The organism is Thermococcus aciditolerans, from assembly GCF_008152015.1.
Classification (GTDB): domain Archaea; phylum Methanobacteriota_B; class Thermococci; order Thermococcales; family Thermococcaceae; genus Thermococcus; species Thermococcus celericrescens.
In genome coordinates this window covers 338555-354668 of sequence record NZ_CP041932.1, presented here as the reverse complement: position 1 = coordinate 354668, position 16114 = coordinate 338555, and the positions used below count along the sequence as shown (strand labels likewise).

Annotated in this window: 16 protein-coding genes, 1 tRNA gene and 2 pseudogenes; 4 read left to right on the top strand and 15 right to left on the bottom strand. The window is 55.9% G+C overall.

Annotation, left to right across the window (positions count from 1 at the left end):
• Positions 1 to 4: 4 nt before the first annotated feature.
• From FPV09_RS01885 to serK, 9 genes are all read right to left on the bottom strand, one after another.
• The gene (locus FPV09_RS01885) at positions 5 to 2245 is read right to left on the bottom strand and encodes an ABC transporter substrate-binding protein (RefSeq protein WP_168194713.1); all 2241 of its coding nucleotides are present in this window, start codon (positions 2243 to 2245) and stop codon (positions 5 to 7) included.
• Positions 2182 to 2376 carry a hypothetical protein gene (locus tag FPV09_RS11910; protein WP_168194712.1) on the bottom strand — a complete coding sequence of 65 codons (195 nt, stop codon included), beginning with the start codon at positions 2374 to 2376 and terminating at the stop codon, positions 2182 to 2184. The genes FPV09_RS01885 and FPV09_RS11910 overlap by 64 nt, the downstream gene beginning before the upstream one ends.
• Positions 2377 to 2478: 102 nt before the next feature.
• The gene (locus tag FPV09_RS01880) at positions 2479 to 3483 is read right to left on the bottom strand and encodes an SPFH domain-containing protein (protein ID WP_148882165.1); all 1005 of its coding nucleotides are present in this window, start codon (positions 3481 to 3483) and stop codon (positions 2479 to 2481) included.
• Between the two features lies 1 nt (position 3484).
• On the bottom strand, positions 3485 to 3979 hold the full coding sequence (locus FPV09_RS01875) for a hypothetical protein (RefSeq protein WP_148882164.1): 495 nt from the start codon (positions 3977 to 3979) through the stop codon (positions 3485 to 3487).
• A gap of 10 nt (positions 3980 to 3989) precedes the next feature.
• Positions 3990 to 4883 (bottom strand): hypothetical protein, encoded by an 894-nt coding sequence (locus tag FPV09_RS01870; RefSeq protein WP_148882163.1) that lies wholly within the window; start codon positions 4881 to 4883, stop codon positions 3990 to 3992.
• A gap of 5 nt (positions 4884 to 4888) precedes the next feature.
• Complete coding sequence (locus FPV09_RS01865; protein ID WP_148882162.1) at positions 4889 to 5905, bottom strand: hypothetical protein; 1017 nt, start codon at positions 5903 to 5905, stop codon at positions 4889 to 4891.
• 80 nt (positions 5906 to 5985) lie between these two features.
• Positions 5986 to 6639 carry an HAD family hydrolase gene (locus FPV09_RS01860; protein ID WP_148883603.1) on the bottom strand — a complete coding sequence of 218 codons (654 nt, stop codon included), beginning with the start codon at positions 6637 to 6639 and terminating at the stop codon, positions 5986 to 5988.
• A gap of 44 nt (positions 6640 to 6683) precedes the next feature.
• Positions 6684 to 7133 (bottom strand): DUF835 domain-containing protein, encoded by a 450-nt coding sequence (locus tag FPV09_RS01855; protein WP_240703189.1) that lies wholly within the window; start codon positions 7131 to 7133, stop codon positions 6684 to 6686.
• Positions 7134 to 7286: 153 nt separating this feature from the next.
• Entirely contained in the window at positions 7287 to 8015 is a 729-nt protein-coding gene (serK, locus tag FPV09_RS01850) for an L-serine kinase SerK (RefSeq protein WP_148882161.1), read from the bottom strand.
• A 170-nt stretch (positions 8016 to 8185) separates the two neighbouring features.
• Between serK and FPV09_RS01845 the strand changes: the two are divergent.
• From FPV09_RS01845 to FPV09_RS01835, 3 genes and pseudogenes are all read left to right on the top strand, one after another.
• Positions 8186 to 8899: pseudogene (locus FPV09_RS01845) on the top strand (DUF763 domain-containing protein); the annotation flags it as partial.
• 114 nt (positions 8900 to 9013) lie between these two features.
• Positions 9014 to 10324, top strand: a complete 1311-nt coding sequence (locus tag FPV09_RS01840) for an RNA-guided endonuclease InsQ/TnpB family protein (RefSeq protein ID WP_148882160.1) — start codon at positions 9014 to 9016, stop codon at positions 10322 to 10324.
• A 37-nt stretch (positions 10325 to 10361) separates the two neighbouring features.
• Positions 10362 to 10794: pseudogene (locus tag FPV09_RS01835) on the top strand (DUF763 domain-containing protein); the annotation flags it as partial.
• Positions 10795 to 10887: 93 nt separating this feature from the next.
• On the opposite strand, the gene FPV09_RS01830 reads toward FPV09_RS01835, so the two are convergent.
• The 6 genes from FPV09_RS01830 to FPV09_RS01805 all read right to left on the bottom strand — a co-directional run bounded on the left by FPV09_RS01830 (position 10888) and on the right by FPV09_RS01805 (position 14976).
• Positions 10888 to 11316, bottom strand: coding sequence for a chemotaxis protein CheW (locus FPV09_RS01830; RefSeq protein ID WP_148882159.1), 429 nt, complete (start codon positions 11314 to 11316; stop codon positions 10888 to 10890).
• Between the two features lie 31 nt (positions 11317 to 11347).
• Positions 11348 to 12463, bottom strand: coding sequence for a methyl-accepting chemotaxis protein (locus FPV09_RS01825; protein WP_148882158.1), 1116 nt, complete (start codon positions 12461 to 12463; stop codon positions 11348 to 11350).
• A 155-nt stretch (positions 12464 to 12618) separates the two neighbouring features.
• Positions 12619 to 12726 (bottom strand) — tRNA-Met (locus FPV09_RS01820).
• Positions 12727 to 12787: 61 nt separating this feature from the next.
• Positions 12788 to 13405, bottom strand: coding sequence for a rhomboid family intramembrane serine protease (locus FPV09_RS01815; protein WP_148882157.1), 618 nt, complete (start codon positions 13403 to 13405; stop codon positions 12788 to 12790).
• Positions 13395 to 14165 (bottom strand): bifunctional fructose-bisphosphatase/inositol-phosphate phosphatase, encoded by a 771-nt coding sequence (locus tag FPV09_RS01810; RefSeq protein WP_058939476.1) that lies wholly within the window; start codon positions 14163 to 14165, stop codon positions 13395 to 13397. The genes FPV09_RS01815 and FPV09_RS01810 overlap by 11 nt, the downstream gene beginning before the upstream one ends.
• Before the next feature lies 1 nt (position 14166).
• Positions 14167 to 14976 carry a DUF63 family protein gene (locus FPV09_RS01805; protein ID WP_148882156.1) on the bottom strand — a complete coding sequence of 270 codons (810 nt, stop codon included), beginning with the start codon at positions 14974 to 14976 and terminating at the stop codon, positions 14167 to 14169.
• A gap of 72 nt (positions 14977 to 15048) precedes the next feature.
• On the opposite strand from FPV09_RS01805, the gene FPV09_RS01800 reads away from it, so the two are divergent.
• The gene (locus FPV09_RS01800) at positions 15049 to 16089 is read left to right on the top strand and encodes an NAD(P)-dependent glycerol-1-phosphate dehydrogenase (RefSeq protein WP_148883602.1); all 1041 of its coding nucleotides are present in this window, start codon (positions 15049 to 15051) and stop codon (positions 16087 to 16089) included.
• Positions 16090 to 16114: the final 25 nt, after the last annotated feature.

Here is a 16114-nt window from a genome sequence, read left to right as displayed (position 1 = left end):
GGCCTCATCTTCTCCGTCTCATCAGGGCCGCCAGTACCAGTATCAAAAGGCCCGCCAGGCCAATTGCATACACGGGCGAGATGTCGGTGGCCGTTTGATGGTCGTCTGGCCCGTTGGTTGGTTCCGGATACCCGCTTTGAGGTGATGGAGTCGGAACCTGGGACGTCGTGGGGGTAGTTGCTGGGGAGGGAATCGGAGATACTCCCCCAAATGCCCTCAGCTCCAGGTACAGGTTCCTCGGCTCGTACCTCTCAATGTAAAACGGCCCGTTGCTTATGAAGGCGTGGTCCCTTTTCTCAATCCACTCCACCGCCCGCTCGTAGCCCCTTGTCGGGTCGTCCACGTCCCCTGCTATTGCACCGGGAACTTCCTTCCTCTCCTCCAGAAGCTCAAGTACCCTCTTCAGATCCATCGCGTGCTCCCGCTCCAGGAGGTTAAGGCATAGGGGGCCTTTACTGAATGAATAATCCCCGGTTATCCCGTACTCGCCCGGCCTGGCAACAAGCTCGCCCATGGCGTGGTACAGTTCCCAGGGGAACGTGGGGTAGTGGAGGTAGTGCCTGGCCGTTATGTCATCGGCAAAGGGGTGGACGTAGTTACCGTAAACCACGTAGCCGTTGCCGGTGAATTCAAAGCCTAAGACACCCGAAAGCGATTTGGCCATGTCGTCCAGGTTCCCGTCGTAGTAGGGGTCATCCTGACCGTCCCTGTAGGCCCAGGTGTAGAGGAACGCCAGGTAGTACTTGAAATCCGCCCCCCTAAGCTCCACCCCGTCGTGCCACCTCGTCGGACGGCAGGTAAAGGTTATCCTGACGACGGCCGTCTCCCCGGCGTGGGGACTCACCCAGCCCCTGCTCTGGTTGTGGACGACGGCATCTTCCGGAACCGTGAAACGGCCGCGCTCGACCGTCCAGTTGCACCCGTAGGGTTCATAGAGTCCGTTCCTTCCAACGCGGCCACCGGGGGTGTGGACGAATCCCCAGAGGCTGACCGGAACGGTGGGGCTGTCAAAGCCATCAACGGGATTGAAGGCGCCGCAGAGCCCGCAGGTCGGGACGAAGTAGGCCACCTTAAGGATCCCGTCCGGGGTACTCGCCCCCAGCAGGCTCCAGCGGTTGAGGATTCCGGTGGTCGAATCTGGGGTTATGCCATCAACCCTCTCCCTGTTCACGGGCGAGAGTTCCCACTCCTCGATGAGGAAAATCCTGGCGCTCTCCAGTATTCCCATTCCAACCGCCATCTTCTGAAGGTCCCAGTACTGGTCGGCGCTGGTTATCGCGTAGCTTTCGCCGTTCACCTCGGCGCTGAGGTTGGCGAGCAATCTCGTCAGCTCCTCCTCTGTCCATTCAAGAATTCCTCCCAGCTCTGAGGCTTTACTGTAGTACTCTGCACCTATGGCTCTAAGGCCGTTGTCAGGATTGCCGTTGCCGACTTCCCTGAGGAAATCCAGGACCGTGACGGTGTTCCTGTGCTCCGGCCCAACCCTTCCCGGAAGGTAACCGTACCATGCCGAGTAGAACCAGGCGGCGTAGTCGTCCATCCAGAGGCCGGAGCTTTTATCGGCGAACCAGCCGCCGGTGTAGACGTTCCACCCGTAGTCGCTCGGAGGCTCGTTGAATATGACCTTGCTGGCCCTGTGCCTGTCGAGGTAAACCATCTCCACCGCGAAGCCGGCTTTTCTGAGCTGTTCGGCGATGTACATGCCCAGTTTTGTCCTCTCATCCTCGGTGCGGACAGCGAGCTTGACCGTCACCGGCCGGCCATCGAAGTGCCAGGTGCCGTTTACCTTTTCCAGCCTGTGGCCGTACCTGGTGACACTCTCAGCGGCCTTCTTCATCGCCGTCTCAATCATCTGGAGGGCGAGTTCGTCGTGTCCCTGAGCAGTGAGGTTCAGGGCGGCGTAGACTGGCTCGATGTACCCGCTGACCGGGTGGCTGGGCCTCACACAGCTGAACATCGGCGCTGCATTACCCCCGTAAATCTCCCGGGCGATGTGTTCCCTGCTTACGAGGTAGTTCATCGCAAATCTGACTTCCCGGATGGCGAAGGGGTTGAGGTAGGTCTCGTTCCCCAGGGTGACGATTGGAGCTTCCTTATCCGGGTCGTGGTAGGTGTTGAAGGTCAGGTCCACGTACGAGACGACGGTCTTGTATAGTTCTAGGTTTTTGAGGAGGTCCTCACTCAGGCCACGGTAGTCCCCTGCCGGAAGGGAGAAGAGTCCGACGTCGTATTCACCGCCGGCCACCTGTTGAAGACCGTCTCGCGGGTCTGAATCCCCTGGAACTCGACTACCTTCACGGGGACCCACTCCCCGGCTCCCGCTAAAGGTGCCATGAGAACGAGCAGGAGCAGGGAAAGGACTATCGCAGGTCTCATAAACCCTCACCGCGACGTTACTATGTGGGGCAAAGCCGACAGAACAATGTACCCTTTGGAGCTATATAAATCTTACCACATTCAAAGAAAAAGAAAGGGGACTCACTCAATCTTTGCCCCGCAGACAGGGCAGAACTTCGCTCCCTCAGGAACTATGTGGCCGTTGGGACAGCGGTGTATCTGGTGCCCACAGTAAGGACAGAACCTCGCTCCGGGCGGAATCTGCTTGCCGCAGTAGGGGCAGATTTCCTGCTGCGCTGGTTGAGCTGGTGCCCCCGGCTGGGCCGGCTGCTGGTATCCTGCCGGCGGAACGCCTCCACCAGCGTAGGGCTGCGCCGGCTGGGCGGGTTGGACGGGCTGCTGGAGGAGCTGGGGCATTATGACCATACCCGTGCCCATCGCGGCCCCCTCGCTCTTTCCAAGTTCCGCTGCCACCTGTTTTGCCGTGTCCATCTGCATAACCGCCTGAGCGTTGCCAGTCTGCATTATCCAGAAGAGCCTCTGGCGCCACTCGTCGGTCGTGTTCACTCCTTCAATCTTCACATCGACGAGCTCAAGGCCGAGCCGCCTGAAGTCCTCGATGAGCTTGACCTTGACCTGCGTGCTGACCATGTCGAGGTTCTGGAAGAGGTCAACTATCGAGTAAGCGCTGAGGTGCTTCATCATGCCCTCGTTGAAGTACGCGCGAATGAACTTGGTGACGTCGCTCGCCTCGTAGAGGCTCTGGCCGCCGACGACCTCGGTGATGAAGAGAACCGGGTCAGCGACCTTGAACCAGTAGACGCCGTAGTACTTGACCGGGGCGAGCTCCCTCGTCTGAGTCTCCCCTCCGTAGCGCCCCTGGAACTGCTTCATGCTGACGAAAATGACAGTGGCCTTGAAGGGGCTGTTGCTTCCACCAACGAGCTTGTAGAGGAGCGGTAAGTTCTGTGTCGTCAACGTGTGCCTTCCCGGCCCGAGGACGTCGTAGATTTTGCCATCGCGCATAAACACGGCGACCTCATACTCATGGACTATCAGCTGAGCTCCCCACTTTATGACCTCGTTGGGGTAGCGCCAGATTATCTCGTCTTCTCCGGGGTTCACCCATTCTATGACCTGAACCATCTCACTCACCCGCCGCGAAGCTCATTCTCTTGCCGAGGACTTCCTCGAAGTTTATCAGCTCCTCATCGAGGTTTAGAACCGCCATGCTGAGAGCCTGCGGATCCGCTATTTGGCCGTTCAAGGCTTTGACCTCGTTGAGTATCTCCTCGGCCAGCTCTATCATCTTGGCATCGTATTCCAGGAGCCTGTTGAGCTCCTTTTCCTTGAACTTCACCCTGTCGAAGTAGCCGCGGTAGCCGGCTTCTGCATGCCGCACCCTGCTCTCCAGTGCCATGAGCTTCTTCCTCAAGCTGTCTATGGCAACCATCTGGGCGCAGCCCACCATGGCGCACCTCTGAAGGGCGCGCTCCATCTCCCTTCTGGCGAGGGCGAGCGTATCTGCCACCTTGCCCCGAACGAGCATGTCGTCTTCCCTTATGAGCTCCTTCTTCTTGTAGCCGTGGAAGCCGGGAATTACGAGCTCAAGCTTCTCAACTATCGATGTTTCCTTCCCCATAACCAACACCTCACATCGGCTTGAAATACAGGTTACCTTTGTTGAGCCTCATAACCTCGCTGACCTTCCTCTTCTTAACGGCGCCTTTCCGGAATATGCCGAAGGCCCCGGCGCCTCCGGGGATGAGTCCACCTATGAGCCCCCAGGCGCTTCCGTATGCTCCAGCCGCGATTATGCCGATTATCAGCCCGGCCGCTAGAACACCGGCGCCCAGGAGGCTGGCTTTCTTTCTGGCACCGCTCATGAGCGGGTACTCCGCCTGGACAACCCTTCCGTCGGTTCCATCAACGTATCCCGCAAAGCTCTGCCCGGAGTACTCGTAGTGAACCTCCCAAAGTGGATAGTGCACCAGCCCCTGGTACTTCACCTCTATCTCAACGCCGCCGAGGGATTTGTCCTCCTGGCTGGCCTCACTTCTGAGGGCGCTCTCCATGATGCTCCTCGCCATGGCCTCAGCCTCTTCCCTGGACATCTTGGGCTCGTAGTACTTACCCTTCCCAACCACTGCCTCATCGAAGAAGCGCTTGCCCCTTATCGGGAACGGGTAGTCCTTGAGCATCCCCTGAAAGGGTGAGCCTGCGGGGATTCCGACGAAGCGAACCTCCTCTATCGTTGACCAGCGTGTGCTCCTCCCGTGGAGGTAGAAGAAGTAAACCGGCACCCAGTGGAGCTCCTTTTTCGTTATCTTTGCCCCGGTTATGTCCGCCGGAGCGCCGTACTGCCTGGAGAGGAACTTGAGCAGAACCCCTCCGGCGTCTTTCCTCATCGGCGGGAAGAAGAAGTGCTCGCCGACTTCCTCCCTCGTTTCGAGCTTGAAGGTCGTTCCGCAGTAGGGGCACGTTGCCACGCTCACCGTGTCTGGGACCTTAAACTTGGCCGAGCAGGTTGGACACTGAACCTCCATGGCAATCACCCCTTAAATGCCCCCGTGAAGTGCCCCATGATACCGGTGCTTCTCTCGGTTCTCTGTCCCTCCAGGACCAACGACCCGAAGTAGCCGCTGGCGCCAGCCCCGAGTATCAGCGAGAGCACCGAAACCAGAGCCGAGCCGTTTGCACCACCGTAGGCGGCTCCAGCAGCGCCTATGATGACTCCGAGGACGACGCCGGCCATGTACTGGGCGCGCCTCCAGATGGGCATAGGCTCGGTGGCGGCAACATCCCTTCCGTCCCAGCCGGCGAAGACGGCATGGAATATCGAGTTCTCGTGCTTGTAGTAGACGGTCCACATCGGCAGGAGAATCAGAGAAACGTTCTGGGGCTCATCGGCGGTTATATCGAAGCGCTCTATCCTGTCGGCCTTGGCGGAGTAGCGGTCCCTTATGACGTCTATCGCATCCTCGCGCATTATCATCTTCGCCTGGGTCTCGTCTATTTCAGTGTTGAGTATCTCCAGCTTTATCTTCCCCCATTGATCCTCGTCCAGCTCAAGGAGCTTTCTTCCCTTGGGCTTTGCCCTCGAATAGTGGACAATGATGTCATCAACGCCGAAGCTCTTGACCTGCCTCCTTGCGGAGCCGATAAGGCTCAAAACCTCGTCAACGTAGTCGTGGTAGTGCCTCTCGACGGTGTGGCAGTGGGTTTCGCCCTCCGAGTCCGTGTGGCACTCCTCCTCGCGCACCATGTACTCGACGTCACCCTCGACGTGAACGTTGCCCACCCAGTACGGGGCATAGTGGCCTTCGATGTCAACTATCTCTATCCCCTCCTTCATGCGCTTGAGGTCGAAGTCCCTGTTGACGCGGTCCCAGAAGGCCTTGGCTATGGCGTTTTTATCGATGGTCGGGACGATGTAGATGTTCTCTGTCTTCAGGTTTCCGCTCACGTGGTTAGGAAAACCGCAGTATGGACAGATTGCGACTATAGTTTCGGGGGATACTTCGAGGGGCGCACCGCACCTCTCACATTTAAATCCAACTGCCTCCATGAATCACCACGGTGCACATAACTACTTTTGGGTATTTAAGAGTGCCGGAGATTTTCATGAACCGTGGTAATACTGACGGACTACAGCATCTTCCTTATCAGTTCCACAAGCTCCCAGAGGCCCTTCACGTAGTAGTCAGCACCCTCGATTTTCCCGAAGCGCGTAACGTTAACCACCTTCATGCCGGCCCGCTTTCCGGCGAGCACATCGTGACGGCTGTCGCCAACCATCAGCGCTTCCTCCGGCTCCAGGTCGAGTGCGTTCAGGGCTTTTTCAACGAGGTAGGGGCTTGGCTTGACCCCGTCAAGGTTTGAATAGTCCTTTCCGTAAACAACCTCGAAGTATTTCCTCAAATCGAAGAGGTCCAAAACGAACTCCGTGCACTCCGGGGAGGCGTTACTCACAGCCCCAAGCTTCAGGCCCAGCTCTTTCAGCTCTCCCAAAGCACCAACATCGGGGAAAGGCTTTATCCTGCCGAGCCGCGCCATCTCCCGCCGGTAGCGGAGGTTCACGCCGTCAACGATTTTCCAGAACTCCACGTGGTCTATGCCAAAGCGCTCGACGTAGCTCCTCGGAAGCTCGCCGGTTACCGTTTTTTTGTATGTTTCGTAGTCCAGTTCAATGCCACGCTCCCGGAGGGCCGGCATCACCCACTTCTCGTACCATTCCCTGTGGTCGTAGCCCTCGTAGTAGACCAGGGTCTCGTCAACGTCGAAGATTAAACCGCGGAGCATCCTCATCATAAAGAGGGCAACGGTGGAGCTTTAAAGTTTGTCGCTCAGAGCTCAAGTTTCTTGAGGAGGGCCCACTGCCTTGGTTTCCATGCAAGGGGATCAGTGACAACGTAGACCTTGGTATTGGTGAGTATAACGTGATCACGAATGGTGTTCAAAAATCTCAGAAACGTCTCAAATCCGTTATGGAGCGCCAGGTACTCGGGACAGGCTATAATTACCGCCCTATCCGGATGCCCTTTGAGACTTTTGATTATACCATCCAAAATTCTGTGGAGTTCCCTCGGACCAAAATATCCCTTAACGGAACTCACGGTAATGAGATTCCAGTCGGGAGGAACCTTCATCCCGGCCCGGCCTATAACAACGGCGCTATCTTCGATTATGTCGGAGAATGAACTCACCAGCCTGAATGCGGGGACATCAACCCTCCGGGTTCCTTCCTTCCGTGACCGTGCCAGCACAGGAAGTGAAATCCTGAGCACTTCACTCACCGCTTAAGGGTAAAATCCTGAATGGATATTTAAATCCTTTTTGTAGATGCCTATGTAGGTGCGGGGCCTCGGCCTCCTGGACTGGTCATCACCCATCAGCCGGTTGATCCTTCGTCATCGGCGGAGAAAGTATGAAAAAGGGGTTAAAAACCTTCAGAACAGCTCCTCGAGCTTGACGTCTATCTTGTCCGGGTTGAAGGGCAGGACGTGTCTGGTGGTCTTCGGGGAGTAGACCTCGCCGCGCTTGACGAGCTCCATGACCTCATCCTTGCTAGGGGCCTTCCTGATGAAGACGTAGTCGATCTCGCCCTTGCCCATGTCCTCTCTGGCGTCCTCCTTGAGGCCGTAGTAGATGAGCTCGATCTTGCCCTCGACGCTCATCTCGTCGAGAACCTTGCTGACCTTCTTCTGCTCATCAAGGCCGCCCGGAACGGCGAAGACCTTCTCACCGACGATGGCGAAGGCTATCTCGCCCCTCTCGGCCTTCTCCTCTGCCTCCGGGTCCTCAATGACTTCAAGCCCCTCTGCCTTGAGCCTCTCGAGAACCTCCTCGAGGCTTCCCTTGAAGGCCGGGTACCAGGTGTAGACCTTGACATCGTCGCTGAAGTAGTCAAGTATGACGGAGGGAGCCTTCTTGGCGCCGAGCTTCTGGAGACCAGCCCAGCGGTGGTGACCGTCAACGATGAGGTACATGTCCTCACCAGGAACCTTGGCGAGGAGCATAGGCTTCCAGAAGAGGCCGGAGCCGGTGACGCTCTCGATGAAGGCCTCAAGCTCCTTCTGGACGAGCTGCTCGTGGGGCTTCATCTTGTCGAGCTCGATAAAAACGTAGTCAACCTTAACGGTTGGGATGTCGTACTTCGGAACCTTCTCAACTCCCATTTTCACAACCTCCGTGAGCCTAAATCAGCAGACGGAAATCGAAGCGGAGGATAAAAAGGCTTTCCCATTTATATGACCAGTTTTTCCTGATGATTCTGCGTATGATAGCCCAAAATTATGAAAATTCTACGGGGATAATGGTTAAAACCCCGGAGAGAGATATAACTCCGATGAGGAATATCGCCGACCTGCCCCTCCACGGCGGCCACGTTCCGGCGTGGCTGGCCCAGAGGATGAGGAAGCTCACCCGGTTAGTGCTGGTTCTGGCGGTTGAGGAGTACGGAACGAAGGGACTCATGGAGAGGCTCTCCGACCCGGTCTGGTTCCAGGCCTTCAACAACGTCATCGGGATGGACTGGGACTCCTCTGGCTCGACCACCGTGACGGCGGGCATGATAAAGGACGCCCTCTGGAGGGAGGAGCTGGGCGTCAAGGCGGCCGGAGGTAAGGGGAAGAAGAGCAGGGCAACGCCGGAGGAGCTGAAGACCATAGCCGAACTCTACGAACTCGACCCCGAGCCGTACGTAAGAACCTCGCGGCTGGTCGCCAAGGTTGACACAGTTGCGCTCCAGACCGGCTACCAGCTCTACCATCACGTCTTCTTCCTGGACGAAGAGGGCAACTGGGCGGTCATACAGCAGGGCATGAACGAGGCCGAGAGGATGGCGAGGCGCTTCCACTGGTTCGATGCCGAGACCTTCACCCTCGACCCGCACAATGCCATCTCCGGGCTCAGGAGGGAGTTCGCCCTCAACACGGTCTCGAAGGAATCAAAGGAGTACCAGAAGGCGCTCCTCGACGTGGTGCAGGAAAAGCCGAGGAAGATAGAGCGCGAGCTGGAGAGCCTGAAAGCCATAGCCAAAGGCTACCGGCCGCTGGTTTACATTTTTCTTTTGAAAGCCTCGCCGTTCACGGCGGGGATGCAATAATCAACCCAACCAGTCTTCGAACAGGAAAGCAATCTTTTTTAAAGCACAAAAACTATACCATACTTTGAAATGAAGCGGGCAGTAACAGTTAAACTCCAACCCTCCAAAGAGCAGGCGAAAATCCTCCATCAGTTAGCCGACATTGGAGCCAAAGTCTGGAACAGGGTAAACTATCTGAGGAGACAACAATACTTCCAAGAGCAAATCGTGGACTTCAACAGGACTGAGAAAACCGTTTATGAGGAGTTTAAACAGGAAATCGGTTCAGCAACAGTCCAGCAAATCTGTCGCAAAAACGCCGAAGCATGGCGAAGTTTCTTCTCCCTCCTTCAAAAAAAGCGGAATGGAGAACTTCCCAACTGGCTTAAACCAAAACCACCAAACTATCTTAAAGAAGACGGGAAGAGAAAACCCTTAATCGTCCTTAGAAACGACCAATACAAAATTGACGGGAACAAACTTATCCTCAAAGGCCTCGGCAAATTCAAACGCTTGGAAGTCCAGTTCAAAGGCAGAATACACTTGAGGGGCAAGCAGGGGCGGTTAGAAATCACTTACGACCCAGTTAAGAGGAAATGGTACGCTCACATCAGCTTTACTGTCGAGGAAAAACTTGAGGGCGGGGAGTGGGTTAGCATCCCAAGAACTCCAAAAGGAAATCTTTCAGCGGGAATTGACTTGGATGTAAACAATTTAATGGCCGTTTACGTGGAGAATGGAGAGAGCTTCCTCGTGAACGGGAGGCCGTTAAAGAGCATTGACTTCTACTGGAGGAGGAAGATTGCGGACTACCAGTCAAAACTCAACAAGAGTGGAGCTAAAACGAGTAGGAAACTCAAGAGAATGCACGAGAGGGCTAAACTTCAGGCAAAACACTACATTAACACTGCCGTGAGGCAAACCGTGAGAAGGCTTTACGATTTGGGAGTTTCTAAGATTGTCGTTGGTTATCCAAAGGGAATAGCTCGGAACTCTGATAAGGGTAGTAAACAAAATTTTATCCTTTCTCACGTTTGGCGGTTTAATTACCTTATTAAACGCTTGACTGAAGTTGCGGAAGAGTATGGTATTGTGGTTGTGGTTGTTGGTGAGGCTTTCACTTCTAAGGTTTGCCCCGTTTGCGGGAAGCCCCACGAGGGGGCGCGCTTCGTTCGTGGTTTGTTTAAGTGTCCCGCAACGGGGCTTGTGTTTAACGCGGATTTGGTTGGTGCTTTCAACATTTTAAAGAAAGCTATAAAAACCATAACCCCGAACTTGGGTGGCTTGTACGCTCAAGGGAGGGGTAACGGGGGGAAGACCCTCCCCGAGGGGTTGAAAACCCGCTTTTTGGTGGGTTTTAATGAGACCCCTCAAACCTCCCTGCCATTGGCGAGGGGTTAATTCGTTGGAACCCTCGCCCTAGCAAGGAGGAAGTCAGTACAAGCCCCGCGACGTTGATGAGGTTTCTATCCTGAAGCGCTACGAGAGCCTCGGAAGGTTCGAGCTGAACAAGCGGGCTTTGGAGTTCGCCCGAGAGCTGAGCGTAAATAACTACGAGGAGTTTCTCCTCCTGAAGGGCCTCGGACCGAGCACACTTAGGGCCCTATCGCTCGTCCTTGAGCTGGTCTACGACGTCCATCCGAGCTGGAAGGACCCGGTAACTCACCCGCCCGACCCCTTCAAGTTCACCTACGCCGTTGGCGGCAAGGATAAGGTTCCGTTCCCAATAGACAAACCCGCCTACGACGAGGCTTATCTCCTTCCTCGAGGAGCTGGTCTCAAGGCACCCGAAGGAGAAAGCCCTCGTGAGGAACGTGACAAAGATAACGCGGAATTGGAAGTTCCCGGAGGAAGAGAAGAGGGCGACTTAGCATTTAATCGAGGGATATTCCATATGCCACATGCCCGCCGTGAACGGCGAGGCTTTCAAAAGAAGAATATTAAAAAATAAAGGGCACCGTTGCCTAAAAAGAATCGGTGTTGATTATTTTGCTCAAATCAAAAACCAGAAGGAGCCGTTCATCTTTCTTGGCTATGCCCCTCAGATAGTGGCCCTGATGACTGCCGATAACACTGGGGACACTCTCAATCTGTTCTTCACTCAGAGACACGACATCAGAAACGTCGTCCACTATAAATCCCACCACGTCGTTTCCTGTTTCGACGAGGATTATTTTTTTGTCGCTGAGGTCATTGTCGTCATAGTATCCGAGAACCTTTTTCAGGTTCACTATTGGAATCACCTGCCCCCTCAAGTTCACAATGCCCTCCACCTCATCCGGGGCCTGGGGTACCTTCGTTATCGGCATCATCTCCTTGACTTCCCGCACTTTGGATATGTCAATGCAGAATTCTTCCGAGCCTATTGTAAATGCGACAAACTGCCTCTCCACATGCTCACCCCCAATGATAAAATAGAGGATGTTAGAGCCCCTTGTTCAGTGCCTCCATGAGCTCCTGCATCTTCCGTTCTAGGTCCCTCGCCGCTTTGGAGATCTCCTCAAGGGCCGCGTTCTGCTCCTGGGAGGATGAGCTGACCTCCTCGGCGGCGGCCGTATTCTCCTCCGCGCTTGCGGCAAGTGCATCAACCGCCTGGAGAACCTTCTGAATCTCGTTCTCGGCATCATCCACCTTCTGTTTCAGTTCCTCGAGCTGGGGCCCAAGCTCTGAAACAAGTTCCGCAATGTTTGCCATGTATGCTATTGTCTCCTCAAGGACACCGCTGGCCTCCTCCACCACGGTGGCGCCGTTCTCCGCCACGGAGGCGGCCTCATTCACCCTCTCTGTCATGGTCTCGATAATCTTCTTAATGTTGCTCGCAGCGTCCTTGCTCTCTTCGGCGAGCTTCCTGATTTCCTGAGCCACAACAGCGAAGCCTCTACCGGCCTCCCCCGCGCGTGCGGCCTCAATAGCCGCGTTTAGCGCCAGCAGGTTTGTCTGTCCTGCAATTCCTGTTATGACGTTGGTTATCTCACCTATCTGTTTCCCCATGTCCTTCACGGCGTGGATGGTCTCCGCAATCTGGGTGATGACATCCTGAATCTTCGTAATTTCGTGGGTGGCGGTTCTCCCCCTCTCCTCTCCCTCCTTGGATATCGCAATTATCTCGTTCACCGCGACATCAACGTGATCAGTTGTCTGGGCAACCAGGTTGGTGACGTCATGCACAACGTCCATTGCGGTTTTTATTTCCGTGATTGCCTCCTGCTGTCTCTGAGCTTCAATGCTGACCTGGCCGATGGCCTCGGTCACCTGGTTAACGGCCTCACCGATGTCCCTGATGTTCTGGGATAGCTCGTTAACCTTTGATTGAACTTCCTGGGCGATGGTGAGGGTCGTGCCCAGCGCGGTTCCAAGGGTCCTCTTGAGTTTCTCCATTTCCACCATGGCGTTGTTGAGCTTGTACTCTGCCTGCGGACTCAGGTTCTCTTCCGAAACCTCTCTCAAAAGACGAAACACGTCGTCAAAAGCCCTGTCTATGGACACTACCAGAGCGTCTTCAGAGGCATATTCAGAACTGAAGGATGGCACTTCTTGCATTTACCCCCCCATTTGGGGCACATTTTGTCATAAATACGTGGTGGTGGGAGTATAAATAGGTTTCGTGTAGATATGTATGTAGGTAATGATGTATCATGTTCGAGAATCGTCCGCAGTTGTCCCCAGTTCAAAGGCAATCGAGAAAATCGTGAATGTGGTGCCGGGGCGGGGCTTTGAACCCCGGACCTCTCGGTTTCTCAGGCTCCCCCGAAGGGGAGCGGCCCTATGAGCCGAGCGCTCTGACCAGGCTAAGCTACCCCGGCACAACCCGAGCGCTCGACCTATACCTCCAGGGGGGCATTTTTAAATCTTTCGGCGATGGTCCTAATAATACCCGTACCCATACATCCTCGCCATCAGGTGCCTCTTAATCCGTTTGCCGTAGTAGTAGCCCATGGCCATCCCGACGACGAGTCCGCCGAGGTGGGCGTAGACGTTGACGCTCGGCAGGAGGCTGTTTATCAGGAAGAGCACGAAGGCGTTTATTAACGCCCCCTGCATGTTGCCCCCGACGACACCCATGATGACTATCAGCGTTCCGACTATGCCGAAGAGCGCCCCGCTCGCCCCCGCACTGACCGAGTTAGGGGGCAACAGAAGAAGCGTCAGCAGGTTCCCGGCAAGGCCCGAGACGAGGTAAACCATGACGAGCCGCCTGGGTCCGAGTATGCCCTCGAGCTGCCTGCCCATCATCAGGAGGAAGTACATGTTGAAGCCTATGTGGAGTATGCCGACGTGCACGAACATCGCGGTGATGAGCTGCCACCACCAGCCGTAGTTGAGGACGGCGTAGTTCCACTGGCCGAGGAGTTGCAGAACGCGGATGTTTATGCTGAGCGGGTTTCCGCTGAGGATAGACTCGACCACGTAAACCGCCACGTTTATCAGGAATAGCGTGAACGTCGCCTTTCCGTAGCGGTAGAAATACCTTTCAACGCCCATTTTCCAGCTCCTCCATTATCATATCGAGCAGGTAGCGGTCGTTCACGGCTATTATGTTCGTCTGCTCGGTCGCGCTCAGGTGTATCTCCAGCTCCCTTCCCGTCCCGTCGGTTACGATGGCCCCCGCCTCCTTCGCTATCAGCACACCGGCAGCTATATCCGTCGGGCGGACGTAGTTCCGGATATCCATAACGCCATCGAGGGCCCCCTTTGCCAGGTAGGTAAGCTCAACGGCTATCGCCCCGAGGACGCGAACGCGTTTGACCCTCTTTATCAGTCCGGTACACCTTCCGCGCGTGTAGAAGCTCAGAGCCTCTTTCCCACGCTCCGGCTTCCTGACCGTTATCCGCCTGCCGTTCATGAACGCACCCCTTCCCGGCACCGCTTCGTAGAAGTGCTTCGGCACGAATTCGTAGATGGCCCCGTAAACGGGTTCCTTCCCCCTGAAGACCGCAAAGCTGAAGGCGAATATCGGTATTCCGGCGGCGAAGTTGTAGGAACCGTCTATGGGATCAACCACAACCGTATAGTCGCTCCCGTTGTCTATGAAGCCTATCTCCTCGCTCACCAGGTTGACGCCCAGGGGCTCGAGACGACCGATGACCACGTCCTCCGCGACCTTGTCAACGTATTTCGTCACGTCCCCGCTCACGTTCGTCCCCACGGTCTTCCCTGCCTCGGGGGTTCCGAAGAGGGGCATCACAACCTTCTCAACCTCTCGGGCCATCTCAAGGGCCACTTCGTTCCACGCTATCTCCATCTCAACCACCCATCAGCATTATCAGCAGGTTCCTCGTTCCCGGCCCGAAGCCGAGGATGAACACCGTCAGCTTCACGAAGTTTATCAGATCGGGATCCTCATCGGCCATCCACCTGTCGAGTATCCAGACCACTGGAAGGAGGATGAGGAACTTTTCGAGGTACATGATCGCCGCCGTTCCGAAGGTGTCTATGAGCCACCTCGCGAGAACGTGCTGCTCCCAGTAGCCAAAGAACTGAATTCCAACGAACGTGGTGGTCGCGTCGTAGAAGTGGGTGTAGAAAAGGACGCTGTTGTCGGCGATAACGGGGACCTTCTTCGCGAGCAGCCATACCGCCCCCTCCGCTATAACCAGGGCGGGAATGAAGTACTTGAAAACCTCCCAGTTAAAGCTGACCTTGTCGAGGTTTATGACGAGCAGGAAGAGCAGTCCCCCCACCAGCACCCAGCCGAAGTCATGGTAGAGCGGGTAGAGCTTCTCACCCGGGCAATGCCTCCAGACGATGTACAGGGAGGCTATCGCAAAGGCCGCTATGACGAAGTAGCCGCCGGGGCTCACGGTGAGGTACGTTCTGGGGAGGACTCCGACGTCCGTCATGCTCCTCATCAGCGGGCCGAGTACTATGTACGGGACGAGGGCCTTGAAGAAGCGGCCATCAACCCTGATTTCCATTCGCTTGAGCATCTTGTACAGCAGCAGGACCGCTATGCCCAGGATTATAGCGTAGACAACCGTATTCACGGGGTTGTAACCCTGGTTCTCCTGTATGGGCCTGATGAAGTACTCGTAAAAGAACTCGTAGAGCCCCATTTGACCACCATAGACGGTTGTTCCGATAGCCTTAAAGCTTTTCCCACCTTAGGGTTAGGGGTGGTGAGAAAAGTGCACCTGATGCAGCTCCCGCGAGAGGTTTTGCTCGGCGAGAATCTCAAGGGAGAGGTCGTGAACGTCGCGAAGAGGATCGGCCTGGGAAGAAAAGCGCTCGTGCTCTATGGAAAACACACAAAAAAGATAGCGGGCAGGGAGGTCGAGGAGAACCTCTCGGGGGAGTACGAGGTAGATGGCCTCACCGTTAAGGGTGCGACGATGGAGGAGGTGAACCGGACCCTCGATGAAATCAGGGGCGGTGAATTTGACTGGCTCATAGCGGTCGGCGGCGGAAGTATAATCGACGTCGCCAAGCTCGCCTCTTTCAAAGCGGGAGTTCCCTTCATCAGCTTTCCAACCACCGCCTCGCACGACGGCATAGCGAGCGCCAACGCTTCGATAAAGGACATCGGAGCAAAGACTTCGGTCAAAGCGGTGCCTCCCATAGCCGTCGTGGCGGACGTCGAGGTCATAAAAACCGCCCCCTACCGCTACCTCGCGGCAGGCGTGGGCGACATGATAAGCAACCTGACGGCGGTGAAGGACTGGCAGCTGGCCCACCGCATTAAGGGTGAGTACTACAGCGAATACGCGGCCTTGCTGAGCCTGATGAGCGCCAAGATGGTGATAAAGAACGCGGACATAATACGCCTCGGCAACGAGGAGAGCGTGAGAAAGGTGGTGAAAGGCCTCATCTCGTGCGGCGTGGCCATGAGCATAGCGGGCTCTTCGAGGCCGGCCAGCGGTGCGGAGCACCTCTTCAGCCATGCGCTCGATGCCATAGCGCCGAAACCGGCCCTGCACGGCGAGCAGGTCGGGGTGGGGACGATAATAATGGCCTACCTTCACGGCATGAAGTGGGAACGTGTTAGGGAAACCTTAAAGAGGGTGGGGGCGCCAACTAACGCATACGAGCTTGGGATCGACCCGGAGTACATAATCGAGGCCCTCACGATTGCCCACACGATACGGCCCGAGAGATACACGATCCTCGGAAAGGACGGCCTCACGCGAGAGGCAGCGGAGAAGGCCGCTAAAATCACCGGAGTCATCTGAAGATCACCGCTTCACAAAACGGAGG

Excerpts from the sequence above, each read along its gene's own strand:
- FPV09_RS11910 (WP_168194712.1), bottom strand. The coding sequence starts at position 2,376 with ATGAGACCTGCGATAGTCCTTTCCCTGCTCCTGCTCGTTCTCATGGCA.
- FPV09_RS01880 (WP_148882165.1), bottom strand. The coding sequence starts at position 3,483 with ATGGTTCAGGTCATAGAATGGGTGAACCCCGGAGAAGACGAGATAATC.
- FPV09_RS01875 (WP_148882164.1), bottom strand. The coding sequence starts at position 3,979 with ATGGGGAAGGAAACATCGATAGTTGAGAAGCTTGAGCTCGTAATTCCC.
- FPV09_RS01870 (WP_148882163.1), bottom strand. The coding sequence starts at position 4,883 with ATGGAGGTTCAGTGTCCAACCTGCTCGGCCAAGTTTAAGGTCCCAGAC.
- FPV09_RS01865 (WP_148882162.1), bottom strand. The coding sequence starts at position 5,905 with ATGGAGGCAGTTGGATTTAAATGTGAGAGGTGCGGTGCGCCCCTCGAA.
- FPV09_RS01860 (WP_148883603.1), bottom strand. The coding sequence starts at position 6,639 with ATGCTCCGCGGTTTAATCTTCGACGTTGACGAGACCCTGGTCTACTAC.
- serK (WP_148882161.1), bottom strand. The coding sequence starts at position 8,015 with ATGGGAGTTGAGAAGGTTCCGAAGTACGACATCCCAACCGTTAAGGTT.
- FPV09_RS01840 (WP_148882160.1), top strand. The coding sequence starts at position 9,014 with ATGAAGCGGGCAGTAACAGTTAAACTCCAACCCTCCAAAGAGCAGGCG.
- FPV09_RS01825 (WP_148882158.1), bottom strand. The coding sequence starts at position 12,463 with ATGCAAGAAGTGCCATCCTTCAGTTCTGAATATGCCTCTGAAGACGCT.
- FPV09_RS01815 (WP_148882157.1), bottom strand. The coding sequence starts at position 13,405 with ATGGGCGTTGAAAGGTATTTCTACCGCTACGGAAAGGCGACGTTCACG.
- FPV09_RS01810 (WP_058939476.1), bottom strand. The coding sequence starts at position 14,165 with ATGGAGATAGCGTGGAACGAAGTGGCCCTTGAGATGGCCCGAGAGGTT.
- FPV09_RS01805 (WP_148882156.1), bottom strand. The coding sequence starts at position 14,976 with ATGGGGCTCTACGAGTTCTTTTACGAGTACTTCATCAGGCCCATACAG.